The following is a 20,577-nucleotide window of genomic DNA, read 5'->3' as shown; positions in this document are numbered from 1 at the left end:
CATCATTATAATGCCGGTTTAGCGCCAAATGAATCTGAGGTTAGATATCAAGATTCTAAAACTGTGGCCAAATTTTATTGACCACTACAAATAAACCTCTCCACCTTTTATGGTCATTGGTTTCTTCCGTAGACAATCTTCTAAATGAATTGGCTTTAAGAAAATCGATGGGCGGAATACGTTTATTTGAACTGGAGCAGTAATAGCTTGTAGTGAACAAGGTGATAGTGTGACAAATTTGTCTAGATATTTCTGGATCTAAGTCGCCACAATGTTGTAAGCACTTTGACATTAAAGAGTATGCTTTAGAAATCACACGCATATTTGTGAGGCTAAGGGTTTCTGCACACTCACGAACTGTTTCGATCAATGCAAAATCGTTATGGATAATTAGGTCGATACATTCTGACGGAGTAGGATTAAAAGTTATCTCCTTATCTATAACTTTCTCCTTAAATTCTTTGTAGTCAGTGCTATCAGAAATACTCGCTTCATTTAGCAAGAGAACAACCTTGCATTTCTTTTGCTCTTTCAATTGAGAGACTATGCCAAGAATATCTTTAGAACTGAGTGCATTACCTTTCCTTTCAAGATCGTCAATACAGATTAAGCTGTTGGACACGTACATATAAGACATTGCATCGAGTACTGAAGAAGCATTTTTTAAAAATGGCAAGTTTTTGATTTGTTTCAGGCTTTTTTGTCCGAGGGATTTACTCATACTTACAGTATTATCTTTTAACGATTTCAAGCTTGGATCTGAGCCTATCAAAGTGCTATCAATAAGGTTTTCGAATAGGGTTGCCTTCAATACTTCTAAAGAGTTGACTCCAAATAAACTGACGTATGAATACTTATCAAATTCTAACGCTTTATCATCCCTACAATTGACTAACTCTTGATTCCAAGCAAAAGTTTTACCAACTCCCCAAGCCCCACTTATGGCAAGAACTTCTGGCTCACTGGAACTTAAAAATTCTAATATGTGTTGTTGGATGATTTGTAGTGACATTATTCAATATCCTTATTGGTACGACTTATTTATATCTCTGTTTCTAAGTAAAATTAAATTAACACATAGCTCTTTGTATATACATGTATTACTTTAGGGAAAGCGTCCAACGTTATTCTCTTGATACAAATCAATGTGTAATAGTCATTGATTTGATAAATAGCTTTTAAAAGGCCGCTTATGGTACAGAACCGTCCTTTGACTCTAACTCATAATTGTCCAAGAATGAGTTTGATCGACCGTCTGCTTCTCGCTCTGAGCTGCCTTTAACTTAAATCAAATCACCTTAACACCCTTTAATATAATTCATGTGCATTTTATAACCAAGAAGTGCTAGGTTAGTGGTAAATTAATTGAAGGAATAAATTATGAAATTAGAGTCATTAGCACTGCACCACGGTTACGAATCTGAGCCTACGACCAAATCGGCAGCCGTGCCTATTTATCACACTTCTTCTTATACATTTGATAACACGCAGCATGGTGCTGATTTATTCGATTTAAAAGTACCTGGAAATATTTACACCCGCATAATGAACCCAACCAATGCTGTACTTGAACAACGTATTGCCGCGATGGAAGGGGGCATTGGTGGGCTGGCTGTTGCCTCTGGGATGGCCGCTATTACGTATGCTATTCAATGTTTGTGTGAAGTAGGCACTAATATTGTAAGTACCAGCCAAGTATATGGTGGCACGTATAACTTATTTGCACATACCTTACCTAGGCAAGGTATTGAAGCGCGCATGATAAAGGCCGATGACTTTACCGCGTTCGAGAATGCAATTGACGACAACACCCGCGCTGTTTTTTGTGAATCTATTGGTAATCCTGCAGGTAATATTGTTGATATTGAACGTTTAGCACGTATTGCACATAGCAAAGGTGTGCCGCTTATTGTTGATAATACCGTGGCTACGCCGTATTTATGCCGCCCATTTGAGCTGGGCGCCGATATAGTGGTTCACTCACTTACAAAGTATATAAACGGGCACGGTACTGCTATTGGCGGCATGATTGTCGACTCAGGAAAATTTGATTGGAAAGCAAATGCTACGCGTTTTGCAATGATGAACGAGCCCGATCCGTCGTATCACAACGTGGTGTATACCGAAGCCTTTGCTGAAGCTGCATTTATTGGACGCTGCAGAGTAGTGCCACTTAGAAATACTGGCGCAGCGCTTGCCCCTAAAAACGCATCTGACATTTTAATCGGCCTTGAAACCTTAGGCTTAAGAATGGATCGCCACTGCGAAAATGCACAGCAGTTAGCTGAATATTTAGAAAACCATCCAAAAGTGCTTTGGGTTAATTACGCAGGGCTTGAATCAAGCCAGTATAACGAAATGAGTCAAAAAATTACCAGTGGTAAGGCATCCGGTATTTTAAGCTTTGGCATTGCGGGTGGTCTTGAAGCAGGCACGCGGTTTATTGATTCGCTAAATATGATTTTACGCTTAGTTAATATTGGCGATGCCAAGTCGCTTGCGTGTCATCCTGCGTCAACCACACACCGCCAATTAAATGATGAAGAGCTTGCTAATGCGGGTGTAAGTCGCGATTTAATCCGTTTGTCAGTCGGTATTGAAAACATTGCAGACATAATTGCTGATGTAAGCCAAGCGCTCGATAAAGCATAGTTACCTCACTACCTTTCATAAAAAACTTTAAAGCATAAAAAGCGTTAGTTGAAAATAAACTATCGTTTTTTATGTTTTTCTAAAATCTATTAATAAGTATACCTCTTTATTTTATCTACCTTTTTTATAAAACCTTCCTAAGACTTTTATATTTTTACCGCTTGTTTTTTATTCATATGTCAATTTTGTATTGACACTAAGATTACTTACTACTACATTTGTAACGGTACCACTACAAGTGTAGTAATAGGAGCGACAATGAAACTTAGTGATTTTGAAATGGATATTATGCAGCTGCTCTGGCAGGAAGAACCCTGTACCGCGAGTCAACTACATAAGGTGCTTTTAGCTGATAAACAAAAAGATAAAAAAGTAGCCTATACAACAGTTAAAACTATTGTAGATAGGTTAGAACATAAAGGAGCGATTGAGCGTTGTGGACATGAAGGGCGAGCTATTGTTTTTAGAACAATAGTGACTCAAGACACATTATCGGAGCAAGCTATGCCTAGTTTTATGCAGCGATTTTTTAAAGGTAATTCTCGTAGTTTAATTGCCCACTTTATTAAAGAAGAAAAGCTAAATGATGAAGATATAGAATATTTACAAACGCTTTTAAAAAATAAGAAGTTAGATTAAAGGAGAGGGTAATGACGGATTATTTACTAACTTGCACACTTATTAGCTTATGTATTTTGCTTACAGTAAAAGGGCTAAAAAATGCCCCAGCACGATTAAACTTTTACATTTTAATGACTGCCTTGGCATGTTGGTTTGTCCCTTGGCAGTACTTTTCCCAGTTACCCTTATTTGAAGGGGCAAATCGTTACACATTCAACGTGGCGCAATTGATTCCCGATGTTAAAGCACTAATACCAAATGCTGAACAAGTAGCAATTAAGGACGAATTACAAAGCGATATGGTTATATGGGACTTATTGCCATCACTTAGTAGTGTTTTTATAGTTTTAGTTTTAGCTGGTTTTGGATTGTTTTTATTACGCGTGGGCTTATATGTAAAGCTTATAAAAAATTTATACATTAACTCAAAGCCAAGTCCTGAACTTAAGCACATCAACAATCAGTATCCAATTAGACTAACAACCCATACAGAGCCTGCTTTTGCTACCGGGTTAATAAAGCCTGTTATTTGGTTAGAGTCGACGATGACAAACCGTGAAGAATTAGATTCAGTCATTCAGCACGAGGTAACTCATTTACAACAAGGCGATATTTATTGGATGTGGGTTATTTGTTTTATAGAAAGCGTTTTTTGGTGGAATCCTATTTGCTTAAAGTTAACAGGTTTAGCACGAGAGCAACTCGAACTTAGCTGTGATGAGTTGTGTATGCAAAAGCTAAAAGGTAAATACCAATTGGATTTAGCAAGTTTATTGCTACAAAAGCAAAGTGCTAAAAGCTCGCCTAACTTTTTTACCCCCCCACTTTTGAATATTGCTCACTCTAAGAGTTTTAATATTCAGAGGATCAAAATGTTAAACAAGGAAAAAACAATGAAAAGTAAATATTTGGTTATGGTTGCGGCGGCAATGTCTTTTAGTGCTTTAGCTGCAGCGCAAATTGTAGACGGTAGTTCAGATAATAAACAGCAAAGTAATAATACGTCTCAGGCTCCTGTTAAAAGTGAAGTTTATAATCAACAACTTGCACAGCTTCTAAAAAGTGCTGCTGGGGCAAAAAGTGATAACCCTGAACTGTTAAACCAAGCTGCGCAAGGCATTCAAGATTGGCACTTGAATAGAGACAAACTTACGGGGTTTGAAGAAGCTGAAATCAAACTACAAAGCTTTAGGCTGCTAAATCACGTTTACTCTAAACTTGAGCAATATGAAGACATACTGAGTGCTTACGAAAAATGGTACGAGCAGGGCAGTAACCCACCTTACTTTTTAAAAAATTCACTAGCAACGGCCTATATACAGCTAGGGCGTTATGAGCTTGCTGTTGCAGAGCTTGAAGATTTATCAAAACAGCTTGAAGGTAAGCTACATGTTGGCTCAGCTGATAACTTAGCACTGGCATACATTTACCTTGATGATTACGATAAAGCATTAAAAACCCTAGAGCAGGTTGATGCAAAAGACGATGTATACGGAAATATCCTTAAATATTATGTTTATGATAAACAAAATAACCGTAAAAAGATGGATGAAATCAAAAGTAAAATACCAGAAGCATTTGCAGTTACCCCCGCGTTATTACCACAAAGCGGCGTACCTGGTTCGCAATTGTTGAGATTGCTATAAGTTTTTAATTACGATGAGGCTCGGAGTATCTGAGCCTCTGTTTAATGTTATTGGTACAAATACAGATTTATTCATTAAAATAGGTCTAGGTTATTTAAATCTCAGGGCAACCGCTTAGCGATAACTTAAATAAAAATGGCTAAAAGTAGTGATTTTTCGCAATAGTTGGTATGTTACAAGTAACATTTTATTTAATTGTGTGTGATGAAAAAAAACAAACGTTCTTCTCTTCAAGATATTGCCGATGCGGTTGGTGTAACCAAAATGACGGTGAGTCGTTATTTACGTAATCCCGAAAAAGTATCAGAGTCTACTCGCACTAAAATTAGTGCAGCTATTGATACGCTAGGTTACATTGCAAATAAAGCCCCTGATTTACTCTCTAATGCTAAAAGCTACTCTATTGGTGTACTAGTCCCATCGTTAACGAATCACGTGTTTGCTCAAGTTATAAGAGGCATTGAAGATGTGACTGGGCCTGCAGGGTATCAAACAATGTTGGCCCATTATGGTTACAACCCTGAAATTGAAGAAAAACGGGTTGAGTATTTATTGTCGTATCACGTTGATGGTTTAATTTTATCAGAAACCACACACACAGACAGAACGCTAAAAATGATTGAAATGTCAGGCGTGCCTGTGATTGAAATAATGGATACTCATCACTCTCCTATGCAGCAAGCGGTTGGTTTTGATAACGTTAAAGCCGCTTTTGATATGACGACAGCGCTTTTAAATAAAGGCTATCGCAATATTGTTTATATAGGTGCAAGGCTCGATGTACGAACACGCCTAAAATTTCAAGGTTATTCAGATGCTATGTTAGCTAAAGGCTTTACGCCTAAAAGTGTGATGACTGATCAAGCTTCATCTTATAGTTTAGGCGCTGAACTTTTACAAAAAGCGCGTACTGACTACCCAGATACTGACTGTTTGTTTTGTACTAATGATGATTTAGCAATTGGGGCTATTTTTGAATGCCAGCGAAGCAACATCTTAGTGCCTAGCCAAATGGGGATTGTGGGTTTTCATGGTCATGATATTGGCCAAGCAATGGTGCCTCAATTAGCAAGTGTGATCACCCCTCGTTATCAGATAGGTAATGTTGCGGGAAGAGAGTTGTTGAGGCGGATTAATTCCGATTTGGATGCTAGCATTAATTATAAGCAAGTAATTGATACTGGTTATATAGTTCATCTAGGTGAGAGTGTTTAAATCCTCTAAGTACATGAGCCTAATCACCTGAGCCTAAATAACAAAAGGCTTAGGTGATTTTTATATGTGTGATGATAACTCTATACCCTGTAATTTTATAAAAACAGAGAAATCATCATAGCGACAAGTGCGCCAACAGTACCAATAATGGTTTCCATTACCGTCCATGTTTTAAGAGTTTGCATTTCGCTCAAACCGAGATAGCGACTCGCTAACCAAAATCCTGAGTCGTTTACGTGGGAGAGCACAATAGATCCCCCACCAATAGCGATAGTGACAGCGGCAAGCTGCGCCCCATCAAGTCCTAAAGGCTGAAGCATTGGAATAATTAAGCCACACGCTGTAAGCATAGCTACTGTCGCAGAGCCTTGAATGACCCGCACAGCGGCTGATAATACAAAAGCGAGTATTACAATCGGTAAGCCTGAGCCAGCTAAGTAATTACCTAGTGCCGTACCTACTCCTGAATCAACTAATACTTGTTTAAATACCCCACCGGCACCAGTGACAAGAATAATAATTCCTGCAGGTTGTAAGGCACTACCACAAATTTCCATGATTCTAGCATTAGGGACACCGCGCCTTGCGCCGAGTAAATAAAATGCCATTAGGCAGGCAACTAAAATTGCTGTAAATGGATGACCTATAAAGGCTAACCAATTATATAAATCAGAGTCTTTTTCAACAAAGCGACTACCAATAGTATTTAAACTAATCATAATTAACGGCAGAGCAATTAAACCTAATGCTAATCCAAAACTAGGCGTGCCTTTACCAACTCTTTGGTTATCATCGATTTGTTCGTGCTGTGGGAGTTCTACATGAATAGATTTAGAAATAATAGAGCCCCAAATTGGACCTCCTATAATCATTGCCGGTATGGCAGCAATAAGGCCAAATAAAATCATATAACCATAGTCAGCGCCTAATTGAGAGGCAACCAAAATCGGCCCTGGCGCAGGAATAAGAAACGCCTGACAAGACGCTATCCCAGCAAGTAGCCCAATACCAATTTTAACAACGCTGCCACCGCCTTTTCGTACCACAGCAAAAACAATACCGATTAAAAGTACAACGGCTACATCAAAAAAGAGGGGGAGGGCACAAATAAAGCCCGTAAAGGTAAGCGCCCAATTAGCGTTTTTTTCTCCAAAACGGTGTAAAAGTGTGTGGGCAATGCGATCCAGCGCGCCGGTTTCTTCCATTACTTTGCCAAACATGGCGCCTAAAGCGACCACCACCGCTACAAAGCCTAGTGTTCCGGCCATTCCTTTTTGAATTGTAGCGGCAATTATTTCTGGGCTCATTCCTGAGAATAATCCTGCAATCATAGAAACAAGGATCAAAGAGACGACAGCATGTAGTCGTACTTTCATTACTAAAAAAAGCAATAAAAATATGGAGCCTACCGCTGTTAGTATTAATGATAAATCTGACATTTTCCCTACTTATATTCAGTGTGAATTATGATGTTTAGTGTGTGTTTAACTTCACTTTCGTATTTGTTACGCGTAACATGTTACCCGTAACTCAATATAATATATACATTGAAAATAATTAATTATTAAATTAAGGCGAGGGTAAATACATGAGTAACACAAATGTAGGTCGTATTTATATTGTAATGGGGGTTTCAAGCACAGGAAAATCAAGTGTGGGTGATGCATTAGCAAAGCGCATTGGCGCTAAATTTATCGACGGAGACGACTTACATCCCAAGGCTAATATATTAAAGATGTCATCTGGGCAGCCTTTAAATGATGCTGATCGTGTGCCTTGGCTAGAAAGAATACGTGATGCTGCATTTAGCATTGAAAAGAAAAATGAAGTCGCGGTAATAGTCTGCTCAGCATTAAAAAAGAAATACCGAGAACAAATATGTGATGGAAATACAGGCATTACCTTTTTACATCTTTTTGGTGATTTTGAGCTGGTTAAAAGCCGTATGCAGGACAGAAAAGGGCATTTTATGCCTGTTGATTTACTCAAAAGCCAATTTGAAGCGCTAGAAGTTCCAAAAGAAGATGAGCCCAATGTTATAAATATAGATATTAATAACTCATTTGAGCAAGTAGTCGAAAGCTGTATTAGCGCAACTAAAATGAATAGCCACAACAAGTTAAAAGTTTTTAGTTAATCAATTAACTGTTACTTTTAACATTTAGGGGCTTTATTTGTTATGAGTTAGCGTCTGCTCGTGGTGTTTCTAAAATCGCTTTTTTTTCATCTTCAGATAATATTATCCAATCAAAAATTTCTTCGTTAGTACGCCCACAACCGGTGCAGTAACCGCTGCGCCTTTCGCATATTCCTAGGCAATCAGTTTTAAATTTAGATTGTTTTTTGTTTTGATTTAATTGGCGCATATTAAAGTCCTAGTGGTGGTGCAATTTCAAAGCGAGAAGAAAACCCGTTACCTTCTTGATTAGTAGCAAGTGTAATGACTGGGGTTTTAGTATCAAGTACAAAGGTGCTGTAAATTGAACTTGCTGTTTCTTTTTGGCTTTCCAACCAACCTGTTTTGGTTAAGCATTGGCGTAATTGCTTAGCCAGTTTTTGATGAGACTTTATTGTTTGCGTTTGTGTTTTAACAGGTGTTTGGCATTGGTAGCTTGCTTGCTCTGACTTATTTAAAGTAACCGTACAGTTTGCTCCAATCATATGAGCACTAGTACGCCATTGATTAGTAAACTGGTTATTTACTTTATCTGTTTTGATTGAATTAAAACCAGACTCATAACTGCTTATAAGGTTATTTATGGTGCTGCATTCGTCGGGTGTTACTGTGGTTTTTACAGACTGATTCGTTGTAGTAGTAGTGGTTGTTGTAGTTGTAGTCTGATTAGTTTTGCTGGTACAGCCCGCTAAAATAAACGCGACGACTAAAATAAATGCGACAATAGAAGGAGTAATATAGTTTTTCATAGTTCACAGTAACCGATTAATTTAGCCACGCACTATATCACACGTGATTTACTGTAAAAATAAAAAAGCCCATATAAATATGAGCCTCTTTTGTTAGTCACAACTAATGCTATTTATGGCGACCTTGCAAGCATTTAACTACATCTTCAAGGGCTAAGCCTTGGCGTTGTAGTAATACAGTCAGGTGATAAATTAAATCAGCAGACTCGTTTGTTAGCTCATCGTTATCGTGTTTCATAGCGGCAAGGGCAACTTCTACGCCTTCTTCACCTACTTTTTGACAACTACGGCTTAAGTCTTTTGCAAATAATGACGCTGTGTAGCTTTTTTCAGGGTCGTCATTTTTACGCGCAACAATCACATCTTCTAACTGTGCTAAAAAGCTTAAACTTGGTTTTGCTTCATCACCAAAACAGCTTTGTGTACCTAAGTGACACGTTGGGCCTTCTGGGTTGGCAAGTACTAAAATTGAATCGTAGTCACAATCTGTATGCACAGATACTACGTTTAAGTAGTTTTCTGATGACTCGCCTTTAGTCCATAAACGCGATTTTGAACGCGAGTAAAACGTTACCTTATTGGTATCAAGCGTAACAGCGAGTGCTTCGCTGTTCATAAAGCCTTGCATTAAAATAACACCAGAGCGGGCATCTTGAATAATCGCAGGGATCATGTCACTTTTAGCGAAATCGACCTGAGCTTGGTTTTGTTGTGTTACTTGCATAATCTTGCTGCCACTTGGTTATCTGTTAAAAATTGTTTTAGTTCGCCAATGTTAATCACATTTTTATGAAAAACGCTGGCAGCTAATGCACCATCTACTTTGCTTTGTTTAAATACATCAACAAAATCTTGCATACTACCCGCACCGCCAGAGGCGATTAAAGGAATGTCACACAGCTCGCGAATTTTACTTAGTTGCTCGTTGTCGTAACCGTTACGAACGCCATCTTGGTTCATACAGTTTAATACAATTTCGCCTGCGCCTAGGTCTTGTACGCGTTTAACCCATTCTTGTGTTTTATAGCGCGTACGGCTTGATGCATTAGGATCGCCGGTTAATTGGTAAACTAAATACTCGCCGGTAATTTCATCAAAAAAGCTGTCAATGCCGACTACAACACATTGCTTACCAAACTCATCGTGTAATTCTTTAATAAGTTCAGGACGCGCAATAGCAGGGCTGTTAATGCTTATTTTGTCTGCGCCGCGCTCAAGTACCCGCGCTGCATCAGCCACTGATTTAATACCGCCCGCTACACAAAATGGAATATCGATATTACGTGCAATGCTCTCTACCCAGTTTACATCAAGTAGGCGTTTTTCAACGCTTGCACTGATTTCGTAAAAAACCAGTTCATCGGCGCCAGCTTCGCTGTAGGCTTTAGCCATTGTTAAAATATCGCCAACTATTTCATGGCCTTTAAACTTTACGCCTTTAACTACTTGGCCGTCTTTAACGTCTAAACACGGGATTATGCGTTTTGATAACATGCCAGTGCCTCCTCAACGCTAAATGCGCCATCAAGCAATGATTTACCTAAAATAACGCCGCCCACACCAAGCTCTTTAAGCTTTTTAATGTCATCTAGTGAGCTTACGCCACCTGAGGCTTGCACTTTAATTGTGCTGTTATGGCGAGTTAAATCTTCGTAAAGCTCAAACGATGGACCCGTCATGGTGCCATCTTTACTGATGTCCGTGCATAAAAAATCAATAACACCTAAGCTTACATAAAAATCTACCAGCTCAAGTAAACCAAATTCAGATTCACTTAACCAACCGTGCGTTGCTGGTGCCCAGCCCGTGGCTGTTTTATTTACATCAAGAGCAATTACAAAATGCTCTGCGCCAAATTGCTCAATCCAGGCTTTTACTTGTTCGCGTTTTTCTACTGCCATTGAACCAATAACAACTTGGTTTGCACCGGCTTTTAGCCAATCACTTACATCTTGCTCTGAGCGAATACCGCCGCCCACTTGGTACGGTACGTTAAGTGCTTTGGTTGCAGCTTGAATATGTTTCCACTGTTTTTTACTTGGATCGCGTGCACCTTCTAAATCAACAAGGTGTAACTTGCCTGCGCCACTGTCGGCGTATTCTTTTAAACGCGCACCAAGTTCGAAAGGGTAAAACTGTGCTGTGTCGTATTTACCTTGGTACAAGCGCACAATTTGATTTTGTAATACGTCTAATGCTGGAATAATCACAAATAATCTCTTTTTTGTTAGTTAATGGGCAGCTTATAACTGCCAATCAACAAAATTTTGTAATAAACGTGCGCCAACTTTTGCGCTGCGCTCTGGGTGAAATTGCATGCCTGCGTAATTGTCTTTAGCAACAATGGCTGAAAAGGTTTGACCATATTCGCCGCTCACTAGTGTGGCGTCGTTTACGGTGTGCGCAAAGCTGTGAACAAAATACACTTGCTCATCAAGCGTTAGCCCTTTAGTTAATGCATGCTCTTTGTTAACGCTTAAGTTATTCCAACCCATATGCGGCGACGTTAAATTGCCTACATCAAGCGCTTTTACTTGCCCTGGTATTTTACCTAGGCACTGTACGTTACCTTCTTCGGTGCTTTCGCACAGTAACTGCATACCTAAACAAATGCCCATAAGCGGGCGCTGGTATTCATTTATAGCTTGTTGCCAGCCGTTATCTACTAGGCGTTTCATAGCAACCGACGCGTGACCTACACCTGGCAATATAGCGCGCTCAAAACCCGCTAATTGCTCTGGTGAAGTAATTACTGTTGGTGTTTGCCCTAAGCGTTCAAACGCAAAGCGTACTGAATTTATATTGGCACAACCGGTATTAATTATGGCAATCATAAACATCCCTTAGAGCTGGCTGTTTGTTGGGTCGTGTCTTGTGCTACGGCCATACGAAGAGCACGTGAAAACGCTTTAAATAAGCCTTCTACTTGGTGATGACAGTTACCGTCGCTTACCGATAAAATAAGGCTAATAGCGGCGTTATCACTCAAGCTTTTGAAAAAGTGCTCAACCATTTGCACGTCTAAGTCGCCTGCTTTTTCGCGGCTAAAGTTAGCGTTTAATACAAATGATGCACGGCCCGATAAATCAATTTGTGCTTCAGCTTTACACTCGTCCATAGGAAGGGCAAAACCATAGCGTGCAATTTGCGATTTAGTGCCAAGCGCTTGTTTAAGTGCGACACCAAGAGCAATACCAATGTCTTCAACAAGGTGGTGCTCGTCTATGTGTAAATCGCCTTTAGCTTTAATGTTTAAACCAATGTTTGCGTGGGTTCGAATTTGATCAAGCATGTGATCAAAAAAGCCAAGTCCGGTGTCTATGCTGCCATTTTTAGTTTGATCTAAGTTTATGGCTACATCAATTTGGGTTTCTTTAGTGTTGCGTGTAACACGACCTTCGCGGTTTGCGGTGGTCAATTTAGTTACTATCGTACTCCAATCGCCGTCGTATAAAATACCTTCACAACATAAGTTTTGAGCAAGGCCAATATCGGTCTGGCGATCGCCAATAACAAAAGAGCGCGCTAAGTCTACTTTGCCAGAGCGCATAAGCTCGGTAAGTAAGCCCGTTTTAGGTTTACGGCAATCACAGTTTTGCTCATCAAAGTGTGGGCAAATTAATACTTCGTCAAAGCTAATGCCTTGGCTTTGCATTATGTCCATCATTTTGTCTTGTGCTATGTCAAAATCAGCAGTAGGAAAGCTATCTGTGCCTAAACCATCTTGGTTAGACACCATTACTAAACGGTAACCTGCGGCTTGTAATTGTAATAACGCAGGAATAACACCAGGTAAAAATGCTAGCTTTTCAAGGCTATCTACCTGTTTGTCGGTAATTGGCTCTTCAATAATAGTGCCGTCGCGGTCTATAAATAAATAGGGGTTACTCATGATACTTCGTTTCCTGCTAAAGATGCTGCGGTAGCCGGCGTTTGTAAGCCATCTAACCAAATTTTTACTTGTTCAAGTTCTTGTTCACTGCCAATTGAAATTCGTAGCCAGTCGTCTTCACCGTATAGTGTAAAAGCGCGCATAACCAAACCTTGCTCAAGTGCAATTTTAAAGTAGTTTTTATCGGCTAATTTTAAAGTAACAAAGTTACCTTCACCAGTGAGAATTTTTAATGCAGCAGGGGAGGCGTTTAGCCAATCTACCAACTTAGCTTTTAAGCTATTTAAAATAGTGACCTGGCGGCGCATTGATGTAATTGCATCGGGTGCAATTGCTTGCGCTGCAATACTTGCTACAACGCCTGATACCGGATACGGCGCAATGACTTTACGAATTGGCGCTAGTGTTGCTGCTTGTGCAAGCGTAAAGCCCGTTCTGAGCCCTGCTAGCGCAAAGGCTTTAGAAAGCGTGCGCAGAACCACTACATTACTAAACTCATTAATAAGTTTTGTGGCGCTTTGCTCTGGGCAGAACTCTATATAGGCTTCGTCAACAATAACCAGTGCTTTACCCATAAGTGCTGTTGCAATCGCTTTTACTTTATCAAGTGGTGTTAGGCTGCCAGTTGGATTATTTGGGTTACAAATAAATACCAGTTTTGAGCTGCCAACAGCTGCAACTATTTCATCAACACTGCCACTTAATAATAATTCTTGGGTAAGCGCGTTAATACTAACGTTGTGTGTATCGGCGGTAACTTTGTACATACCGTAGGTTGGTAAAAATAGCGCAATACTATCTTTAGCTGGCTCACAGTATGTGCGCACTAAAAGCTCAATGCCTTCATCTGCGCCGCGCGTCATTAATACATTTTCGCTTTCAAGCTCTGTATAAGCGGCGTAACGGTCAATAACCAGTTGCGGTTGTGGATCAGGGTAGCGATTTAAATCCTCAATACTCAGTTCAAGATTTTTAGCATACGGGCTTTCGTTAGCATTTAGCCACGTAGTACCGGTTAGCTTTTCACTTTTTGCAGAGCTGTATGCAGCAAGGGCTGTAATATTCTTAGGTAATAAGCTAGACGCTTGTGCGCTCTCATTGCTCATTTTTAATTGCCTCTAAACGAATTGAAACCGCATTAGCGTGGGCATCAAGGCCTTCTGCATCTGCAAGTGGTAAAATTGCTTTTGAAAGCTGCGTTAAACCACTTTTAGTAATTGTTTGAACTGTGTATGTACGGAAAAAATCAAGCAAGTTTAAACTCGAGTAAGTTGCACTGTAACCATATGTTGGTAACACGTGGTTAGTACCCGATGCGTAATCGCCTGCAGATTCTGGTGTGTAGTCACCTACAAATACTGAGCCTGCATTTTTAACTTTATCTAGGTAAGGTTTTGCATCGCCTAGTTGTAAAATTAAATGCTCTGGGCCGTATTGCGCCGATACATCAAATGCTTGCTCAACTGAATCAACCAAAATAAGTGAAGAATTAGCGAGCGCTTGCTCGGCTGTTTCTTTACGGCTCAAATTAGCTAACTGGCGTGTAAGTGCCTGCTGAGTTTGTTCTATAATACTTTCGCTGTTACATAATAAAATAACTTGCGAGTCTGCGCCGTGCTCTGCTTGTGAGAGTAAATCGGCGGCTATAAATTCTGGGTTTGCACGTTCATCTGCAATAACTAATACTTCAGAAGGACCTGCTGGCATGTCAATTGCCATACCTGGGATAGTTTGCGCAACGAGCTGTTTAGCCATTGTTACGAAGCTATTACCTGGGCCAAAAATTTTGTTTACTTTAGGAACCGATTCGGTGCCATAAGCCATTGCTGCAATTGCGCCTGCGCCACCACTTTCTATCAAAGTAGTAATGCCACATAACTTAGCTGCATATAAAATAGCAGGGTTAATTGCTTTATCACCTTGTACCGGCGTAGCAAGTACAACGGTTTTAGCGCCGCTTAACTGTGCTAATACACCTTGCATAATAACCGACGATGGCAGTGGAGCACTGCCACCGGGTACATAAATACCGACTGCTTCGATGGCTTGATATTTCAGTTCACATACAACGCCTGGTTGGGTTGATAATTTAATATCTTTTGGCAACTGCGCTTCGTGAAAACGTTTAACATTTGCATAAGCGGTGTCAATTGCGTATTTAAGCTCAGCACTTAGTGCTTGCTCAGATGCGTTAATTTCATCTAGCGGTACGCGCAAACGTGGGTTAGCTCTATTATCAAACTCTTTGGCCATGCTAAGTAAGGCCTCATCGCCTTGCTCTTTTACATTAGCTAAAATAGTTTTGCATATTGCTTCAACCTTTGCGCTTACAGAAACTGCAGGGCGCATTAGCGCCGCTGCTTGTACTTGTGAAGATTCCTCATTCCAACGAAGCATGGTACTTACTCCATCATTTTTTCAATTGGCATAACTAAAATAGAGTTAGCGCCTAGGGCTTTTAACTGCTCCATTGTTTCCCAAAATAATGTTTCGCTGCTTACCATGTGCAGTGCTACGTATTCTTCATTACCCGCAAGGGCAAGTAGAGTCGGTTGACCAGAACCAGGTAAAATTTCACAAATTTCATCAAGTTTGTTTTTTGGTGCGTGTAGCATGATGTATTTGCTTTCTTTAGCTTGTCTAACACCACGTAGGCGCGGCATAAGCTTATTGATTAGTGCTAGTTTGTCAGCGTCTTGCAGATCTTTATTTTGAATTAAACATGCGTTTGATTCTAAAATTGTATCACCTTGAATTAAGCCGTTAGCTTCAAGTGTTGCGCCAGTAGATACTAAATCACAAATTGCATCAGATAAACCTGCACGTGGTGCTACTTCAACAGAGCCAGTAAGCATTACTGTACTTGCGTTGATGCCTTCGCGCTTTAACCACTGAGTTAAAATTTCTGGGTAGGTAGTTGCAATACGTTTGCCTTCAAACCAGCTCTTATCGCGAGCGCCTAGCTCTTGTGGCCATGCAAGTGCAAGACGACAGTAACCAAAATCTAGTTTTGAAAGTTTGTTTACTTCGCTTGGAACACCTTGGCGTTCACGTTCTGCTTGAACTTCTACTAGTACGTTTTCGCCAACAATACCTAAATCACATACACCGTCCATTACTAAACCAGGAATATCGTCATCGCGCACACGTAGTACGTCAATTGGCATATTAGTTGAGTGTGCAATTAAGCGTTGTTCACGAAGGTTAAGCTTAACACCTAACTGTTTTAACAGATCTTGACAATCTTTAGATAGGCGGCCGCCTTTTTGGATGGCGATACGTAGACGATTTGTGTTACTCATTATTCATTTTCCTTTAATTTAAAAACTAAAAACCCCGAGGGGAACCTCAGGGCGAAAATGAATCAATGTTTTTTGAATCGCCAGAGGTTCCTTTTAGGAATAACCTCTCAGCGAAAGACCTGACAGGTTATTCCGGTGAATGGTGGTGATGATGTACTGTTGTCAGGTTTAAGCGCATTTTTTATCCTATTTAACTGCTCGTTGTTATAGTAACGTTCAGTTGTTATCTGTTTAAATAAATTTCGCATTCATAAAAACATAAACAGCCATATTATGGCAAGTTTTTTTTAGCTTAATTAAAGCATATCTTATAACTGTCGATAATATTAAGAAGGAAAGTGCAATTTTTGCATGTATTTGTTTGTTTATTAGCCAAACCAAGCGTTTAGATAATTTAACAGTAAACTAAGGAAGTGTGTATGGATATCATGATTCCTTATTTAGGAAGAATAACCAGACTAGAAGTTGAGTCAAAAAGTGCTTTTCATATTGCGGGTGTGCAAAGTGGATCGGCCGCTGAAAAAGTTGATCTAGAGAATAAAAAAAGGCGTGAGTTACAAAAAAAGAAAAAGCTCAATATGCTTGACGACCAAAATAGTAAAAAAAAGTCTAACGTAGACGATGACGAAAATCCCCATTTAGATACATGGGCATAGGTTACAGTTACTGTATATTGCTAGAATTATAAAAGGGAAGCCTATAAATAGACTTCCCTTTTTCTGTTGAACTAATTAGTTCTGACTTTTACTTTTTAATATATAAAAGCTAAATATAGCGAACACACATACCTGAGCCACAATACCTTGCCATGTCGATTTTATACCAAGCCATGCTATATCAAAGCTCATCGGCAGCGACGCAATACCTATTATATCGGCCTCTTGTAATGCAATAACGGCTTTGCCCATAAGCACAAACGAGAGTGCAAATAGTAGGTAAGTGGTAATGGCAAAAAACTTAGCCACCGGTAATTTAATTGAGTATTTAATTAATACCCACGTAATAATAGCCAGTATTGCTATAGCTATCGCAAAACCCGATGCAATAGATGAATATTGAGCAGGTGAGCTTTGCGTTAATAAAGACTGATAAAACAATACGGTTTCGAATACTTCACGGTATACGGCAATAAAAGAAAGCCCCGCTAATCCCCATAATGTACCCGACTCAAGGCGCTTATCTATATTGTCTTTTATATATTTTTGCCATTGCTGCGCACTTGTTTTACTGTGCATCCATACGCCAACATACAGTAAAATTACAGCGGCAAACAATGCGCCAACACCTTCCATAACTTCGCGGCTCGCACCACTTATTTCTATTAATGTTTGCGCAGCAGCCCACGTTAAACCACCTGCAATAAGTGCTGTTATCCAACCAATATGTACATATTTTAGCGCATCTTTGCGTTTAGTTTTAATAAGCACAGTCATAAGGGCAATAATAACTAAGAGTGCTTCTAAGCCTTCTCGCAGTAATATTATTAAACTCGCTGAAAGTAGAGCGCCATCAGTTAGCTTAGTTTCGTTTAGCATGCTATCTGCTTTAGCGAGTTGTCTGAGTGCGGCATTTACTTTTTCGGCAACGACGGCAGGATCTTTTTCGTTTTTGAATGTTTGGCGCAGGTTCATCAGTTGTACTTCGATGTTTTTACGCAGTGTTTCGTCGTAGGCATTTAAGTTGTTTTCAACAAGCTCAAAGCCATCTAAGTATGCGCTAATTGATAAATCACTTGCTTGTGAGTAATTGCCTTTAGCATGAGCGGCTTGCGCTGCAAGTAATTGCGTGCGAGTAACTGTTATCGGATTTTTGTTAGCGCTAAATAATTGCTCTGGATTACCACGAAGCCATTTAACGTAATGTGCTTGTGCTTCACTTTGACCTGCCGATAATTGTGCGGGGTTTAGGTTTACAATCTGCGAAGCGGTAATGTTTTGTTCTACAGTTTGTGGTTTTTGAACATCTTTAAATGCCAAGCTGCCTACATAGAAAGCTAAAGACCATCGTTGTTGTTCATTAAATTGGGTAAAAGCAACCATAGGTGTGTCGTCAATGCCGTTACTTACAGCGTCAAACAACCCCATTAATGAGCGGTTTGTTGCGCGTTCTTCGTCGGTAAAGTTGGTAGGCTCTGGCGATAAATTTTTTGCAAGCGGGCCGTCGCCTTGACCATTTGGGCCGTGGCACATTGAGCAGTTAGTAGCAAAAAGCGCTTTAGTTTGCTCAACGGGAAGTAGTGATGTAGGTAACGATAGTTGTGGCATAAAGGTAAGCAGCGACTCACGAAGCCCTGAGCTTGCTGCACGTACATCTACAACACTCGCTTTATTAGCAATCGCTGTATGCAGTGCTTTAGCTTGTGCCTTTACTGTATCAAACTCATTGGTTTGGCTTGATAGCTGTCCAGCTTGCTCAATAATAACGTGCGAAAATTCAGTCATTTCTTGATATTCGTCGGGGTCTAGTATTTCACCATTTCCAACAGCTGCCACGTAATCTACACCTACATACTCTGCAAGCTGTGCAATTTGTTTTATTTTTGTTTGCTCATTAGGTGAGGCCGACACATTAAAGCTTGCCATAGCCATTATAAAAAGCACAATAAAACAATGAAGTTGTCGTTTGCCCAGAGATACCAAATTTAAAAACACGTGAGAATTATTTTTGGACATTGAAAAGCCCTACAGAGGAAAAGCCAAAATTATAATTGTTTTCATTTGCATTTCAAGCGGATTAATTTAAACAAAGAAGATAAATAAAAAGGATAACAATTTATAGAACTTTAAAGTGTTTTTGTAACACGTGAGTAACAGTAACCAAGTGATTTATATAATAACTTGGTTACTGAGTTGATTGCTCACAAAGCATTTATTACTTTGCTTGCTCAGCTGATTTAATACTGCTTTGAATAAGCGGTGAAATAGTTAAGCCTTGTACAATAATAGAAAATATAACCACAACGTAGGTAACAATCACGATTAGGTTATGTAAGTCAGAGCCACCTACAAAAACTTGCTCGCGTGGAATTGCTGCCGCCATTGCCAGTGCAAGACCACCGCGTAGCCCACCCCAGGTTAAAATTTTAACACTGTGTTTATCGTAACTTCTAAAGCGTTTAAAGATGACAAAGGGTGCGCCTACGCTAATAAAGCGTGCTAGTAATACTGCAGGTACCATTAGTAAGCCTAAGCCAATTTCACCAAGCGTGATTGGCATCGTCACTATTAGCATACCTATTATTAAAAACAGTAGGGCATTTAAAAAGCTATCGGTTGCATGCCAAAAATCTTTTACGTAACGAGTGTCTTCAGGCCCCGTGCGCTCAGTTGCTTTAGTACGAGTAATGTTACCCATTAATATGCCGCTCGTAACCATGGCAAGTGCGCCTGATATTTCCCAAATATTTGCAGCAGCAAAACCTGCGGTAGGAATAGTTAAGGTTATCAATAAGCGAATGTTTACATCGCGGCTGTTAATAATTAAAAAGTGGCCAACCAAAGCGATAACCAAACCAAACGCAATGCCGCCTAGGGCGTCTACAAAAAAGAGTTCTGCTATATCGCCAAATTGTGCATCGGTGCCATAAAAAGCAACCGAAAAAATGGTCGTAAATATTACTAAACCAATACCGTCGTTAAATAGCGACTCACCTTCTACTTGAACTGAGATTCCTTCTGGCGCTCGCATTTGTTTAATAATAGCAAGTACAGCAATAGGGTCGGTTGGGCTAATAAGCGCGCCAAATAATAAACAGTATATAAACGGTACATCAAAGCCAAATAAGGCAAATAGATAAAAACTTAAATAACCGACTATAAAAGTGGAAGCAATAGTAGAAAATAGCACTAGTGCGGTTATTTCCCAGCGCTGTTTACGAAGCGCCATAAGGTTAATTTCCAATGCGCCAGCATAAAGTAAAAATCCGAGCATACCTTTGAGTAATAACTCGTTAAAGTTAATACTGGAAACAATTTGGGTCATGGCTAACGCATTTTGATCGCCTAATAATTTAACGGCAATAATTAATAATAAAGAAATAACAACTGAGCCTGTAGTAATGGCAATTGTAGTTTGCATTTTGAGGATATATTGGTTTGCAAAAGCAATAAAAATTGCAATGGCAGAGAGAAAACAAATGAGATACCAAGCATTCATTGGCTAACCTTACTATTTTTTTAACGACAAACGAAAAAGGGGAGTATAAACGCGGCATATGGTACTCCTGTAATATTTCAGAGTCACAGTTTTTATGCCTAAATATAGCTTTTAATACGGATTATTTTTAGTAAGAGTTAATAGAAAATTAGGCTTTGTAAATATTGTC

General features: G+C 39.6%; 20 protein-coding genes. 6 read left to right on the top strand and 14 right to left on the bottom strand.

Translation table 11 applies throughout. The annotated features are described in order from the left end of the window. Positions 1–55: 55 nt before the first annotated feature. Entirely contained in the window at positions 56–1,012 is a 957-nt protein-coding gene (locus GQR47_RS12860) for a hypothetical protein (RefSeq protein ID WP_165723890.1), read from the bottom strand. A 368-nt stretch (positions 1,013–1,380) separates the two neighbouring features. Between GQR47_RS12860 and GQR47_RS12855 the strand changes: the two genes are divergently transcribed. The 4 genes from GQR47_RS12855 (at position 1,381) to gntR (ending at position 6,134) form a co-directional block, all read left to right on the top strand. Beyond that, a complete protein-coding gene (locus GQR47_RS12855; RefSeq protein WP_165723889.1) occupies positions 1,381–2,652 on the top strand; it encodes an aminotransferase class I/II-fold pyridoxal phosphate-dependent enzyme in 1,272 nt (423 codons plus the stop codon). A 258-nt stretch (positions 2,653–2,910) separates the two neighbouring features. Then, positions 2,911–3,291: a BlaI/MecI/CopY family transcriptional regulator gene (locus GQR47_RS12850; RefSeq protein ID WP_002960288.1), complete on the top strand. Its 381-nt coding sequence runs from the start codon at positions 2,911–2,913 to the stop codon at positions 3,289–3,291. Between the two features lie 11 nt (positions 3,292–3,302). Continuing rightward, entirely contained in the window at positions 3,303–4,919 is a 1,617-nt protein-coding gene (locus GQR47_RS12845) for a M56 family metallopeptidase (RefSeq protein WP_165723888.1), read from the top strand. Between the two features lie 204 nt (positions 4,920–5,123). Beyond that, complete coding sequence (gntR, locus tag GQR47_RS12840; RefSeq protein WP_165723887.1) at positions 5,124–6,134, top strand: gluconate operon transcriptional repressor GntR; 1,011 nt, start codon at positions 5,124–5,126, stop codon at positions 6,132–6,134. A 95-nt stretch (positions 6,135–6,229) separates the two neighbouring features. On the opposite strand, the gene gntU is transcribed toward gntR, so the two are convergent. Continuing rightward, entirely contained in the window at positions 6,230–7,573 is a 1,344-nt protein-coding gene (gntU, locus tag GQR47_RS12835) for a gluconate transporter (protein WP_165723886.1), read from the bottom strand. Between the two features lie 149 nt (positions 7,574–7,722). On the opposite strand from gntU, the gene GQR47_RS12830 reads away from it, so the two are divergent. After that, the gene (locus GQR47_RS12830; protein WP_024597355.1) at positions 7,723–8,271 is read left to right on the top strand and encodes a gluconokinase; all 549 of its coding nucleotides are present in this window, start codon (positions 7,723–7,725) and stop codon (positions 8,269–8,271) included. Positions 8,272–8,311: 40 nt separating this feature from the next. On the opposite strand, the gene GQR47_RS12825 is transcribed toward GQR47_RS12830, so the two are convergent. From GQR47_RS12825 to hisG, 10 genes are all read right to left on the bottom strand, one after another. Beyond that, entirely contained in the window at positions 8,312–8,500 is a 189-nt protein-coding gene (locus GQR47_RS12825; RefSeq protein ID WP_165723885.1) for a DUF1289 domain-containing protein, read from the bottom strand. Position 8,501: 1 nt separating this feature from the next. Then, entirely contained in the window at positions 8,502–9,059 is a 558-nt protein-coding gene (locus GQR47_RS12820) for a hypothetical protein (RefSeq protein ID WP_165723884.1), read from the bottom strand. Between the two features lie 109 nt (positions 9,060–9,168). Then, positions 9,169–9,783: a bifunctional phosphoribosyl-AMP cyclohydrolase/phosphoribosyl-ATP diphosphatase HisIE gene (hisIE, locus tag GQR47_RS12815; protein WP_007376299.1), complete on the bottom strand. Its 615-nt coding sequence runs from the start codon at positions 9,781–9,783 to the stop codon at positions 9,169–9,171. After that, positions 9,774–10,553, bottom strand: coding sequence for an imidazole glycerol phosphate synthase subunit HisF (hisF, locus tag GQR47_RS12810; RefSeq protein WP_002960269.1), 780 nt, complete (start codon positions 10,551–10,553; stop codon positions 9,774–9,776). The genes hisIE and hisF overlap by 10 nt, the downstream gene beginning before the upstream one ends. After that, entirely contained in the window at positions 10,535–11,269 is a 735-nt protein-coding gene (locus GQR47_RS12805) for a 1-(5-phosphoribosyl)-5-[(5-phosphoribosylamino)methylideneamino] imidazole-4-carboxamide isomerase (RefSeq protein ID WP_002960267.1), read from the bottom strand. The genes hisF and GQR47_RS12805 overlap by 19 nt, the downstream gene beginning before the upstream one ends. A 33-nt stretch (positions 11,270–11,302) precedes the next feature. Beyond that, entirely contained in the window at positions 11,303–11,893 is a 591-nt protein-coding gene (hisH, locus tag GQR47_RS12800; protein WP_002960265.1) for an imidazole glycerol phosphate synthase subunit HisH, read from the bottom strand. Next, entirely contained in the window at positions 11,890–12,951 is a 1,062-nt protein-coding gene (gene hisB / locus GQR47_RS12795) for a bifunctional histidinol-phosphatase/imidazoleglycerol-phosphate dehydratase HisB (protein ID WP_165723883.1), read from the bottom strand. Before hisB ends, hisH begins: the two co-directional genes overlap by 4 nt. Then, positions 12,948–14,057, bottom strand: coding sequence for a histidinol-phosphate transaminase (gene hisC, locus GQR47_RS12790; RefSeq protein ID WP_165723882.1), 1,110 nt, complete (start codon positions 14,055–14,057; stop codon positions 12,948–12,950). The genes hisB and hisC overlap by 4 nt, the downstream gene beginning before the upstream one ends. Then, positions 14,047–15,348: a histidinol dehydrogenase gene (gene hisD / locus GQR47_RS12785; RefSeq protein WP_165723881.1), complete on the bottom strand. Its 1,302-nt coding sequence runs from the start codon at positions 15,346–15,348 to the stop codon at positions 14,047–14,049. Before hisD ends, hisC begins: the two co-directional genes overlap by 11 nt. A 5-nt stretch (positions 15,349–15,353) precedes the next feature. After that, on the bottom strand, positions 15,354–16,253 hold the full coding sequence (hisG, locus tag GQR47_RS12780; protein WP_002960257.1) for an ATP phosphoribosyltransferase: 900 nt from the start codon (positions 16,251–16,253) through the stop codon (positions 15,354–15,356). A 419-nt stretch (positions 16,254–16,672) separates the two neighbouring features. Between hisG and GQR47_RS12775 the strand changes: the two genes are divergently transcribed. Beyond that, positions 16,673–16,909: a hypothetical protein gene (locus GQR47_RS12775; RefSeq protein ID WP_165723880.1), complete on the top strand. Its 237-nt coding sequence runs from the start codon at positions 16,673–16,675 to the stop codon at positions 16,907–16,909. Between the two features lie 75 nt (positions 16,910–16,984). Here the strand turns inward: GQR47_RS12775 and GQR47_RS12770 are convergent, their stop codons facing one another. Next, entirely contained in the window at positions 16,985–18,841 is a 1,857-nt protein-coding gene (locus GQR47_RS12770; RefSeq protein ID WP_165723898.1) for a cytochrome c/FTR1 family iron permease, read from the bottom strand. Between the two features lie 283 nt (positions 18,842–19,124). After that, complete coding sequence (locus GQR47_RS12765) at positions 19,125–20,408, bottom strand: sodium:proton antiporter (protein ID WP_024597348.1); 1,284 nt, start codon at positions 20,406–20,408, stop codon at positions 19,125–19,127. Positions 20,409–20,577 lie beyond the last annotated feature (169 nt).

It is taken from the genome of Pseudoalteromonas sp. Z1A2, from assembly GCF_011378755.1.
Classification (GTDB): domain Bacteria; phylum Pseudomonadota; class Gammaproteobacteria; order Enterobacterales; family Alteromonadaceae; genus Pseudoalteromonas; species Pseudoalteromonas distincta.
The sequence above is the reverse complement of the archived record's forward strand: the minus strand, read 5'-3'. Positions and strand labels throughout refer to the sequence as shown.

Bases quoted from the DNA above. Each gene is read 5' to 3' on its own strand.
- GQR47_RS12820 (WP_165723884.1), bottom strand. From the start codon at position 9,059: ATGAAAAACTATATTACTCCTTCTATTGTCGCATTTATTTTAGTCGTC.
- gntU (WP_165723886.1), bottom strand. From the start codon at position 7,573: ATGTCAGATTTATCATTAATACTAACAGCGGTAGGCTCCATATTTTTA.
- hisH (WP_002960265.1), bottom strand. From the start codon at position 11,893: ATGATTGCCATAATTAATACCGGTTGTGCCAATATAAATTCAGTACGC.
- GQR47_RS12770 (WP_165723898.1), bottom strand. From the start codon at position 18,841: ATGGCTATGGCAAGCTTTAATGTGTCGGCCTCACCTAATGAGCAAACA.
- hisC (WP_165723882.1), bottom strand. From the start codon at position 14,057: ATGAGCAATGAGAGCGCACAAGCGTCTAGCTTATTACCTAAGAATATT.
- GQR47_RS12845 (WP_165723888.1), top strand. From the start codon at position 3,303: ATGACGGATTATTTACTAACTTGCACACTTATTAGCTTATGTATTTTG.
- GQR47_RS12855 (WP_165723889.1), top strand. From the start codon at position 1,381: ATGAAATTAGAGTCATTAGCACTGCACCACGGTTACGAATCTGAGCCT.
- hisB (WP_165723883.1), bottom strand. From the start codon at position 12,951: ATGAGTAACCCCTATTTATTTATAGACCGCGACGGCACTATTATTGAA.
- GQR47_RS12830 (WP_024597355.1), top strand. From the start codon at position 7,723: ATGAGTAACACAAATGTAGGTCGTATTTATATTGTAATGGGGGTTTCA.
- hisG (WP_002960257.1), bottom strand. From the start codon at position 16,253: ATGAGTAACACAAATCGTCTACGTATCGCCATCCAAAAAGGCGGCCGC.
- hisF (WP_002960269.1), bottom strand. From the start codon at position 10,553: ATGTTATCAAAACGCATAATCCCGTGTTTAGACGTTAAAGACGGCCAA.
- GQR47_RS12860 (WP_165723890.1), bottom strand. From the start codon at position 1,012: ATGTCACTACAAATCATCCAACAACACATATTAGAATTTTTAAGTTCC.
- gntR (WP_165723887.1), top strand. From the start codon at position 5,124: ATGAAAAAAAACAAACGTTCTTCTCTTCAAGATATTGCCGATGCGGTT.
- GQR47_RS12765 (WP_024597348.1), bottom strand. From the start codon at position 20,408: ATGAATGCTTGGTATCTCATTTGTTTTCTCTCTGCCATTGCAATTTTT.
- GQR47_RS12825 (WP_165723885.1), bottom strand. From the start codon at position 8,500: ATGCGCCAATTAAATCAAAACAAAAAACAATCTAAATTTAAAACTGAT.
- GQR47_RS12850 (WP_002960288.1), top strand. From the start codon at position 2,911: ATGAAACTTAGTGATTTTGAAATGGATATTATGCAGCTGCTCTGGCAG.
- hisD (WP_165723881.1), bottom strand. From the start codon at position 15,348: ATGCTTCGTTGGAATGAGGAATCTTCACAAGTACAAGCAGCGGCGCTA.
- GQR47_RS12775 (WP_165723880.1), top strand. From the start codon at position 16,673: ATGGATATCATGATTCCTTATTTAGGAAGAATAACCAGACTAGAAGTT.
- hisIE (WP_007376299.1), bottom strand. From the start codon at position 9,783: ATGCAAGTAACACAACAAAACCAAGCTCAGGTCGATTTCGCTAAAAGT.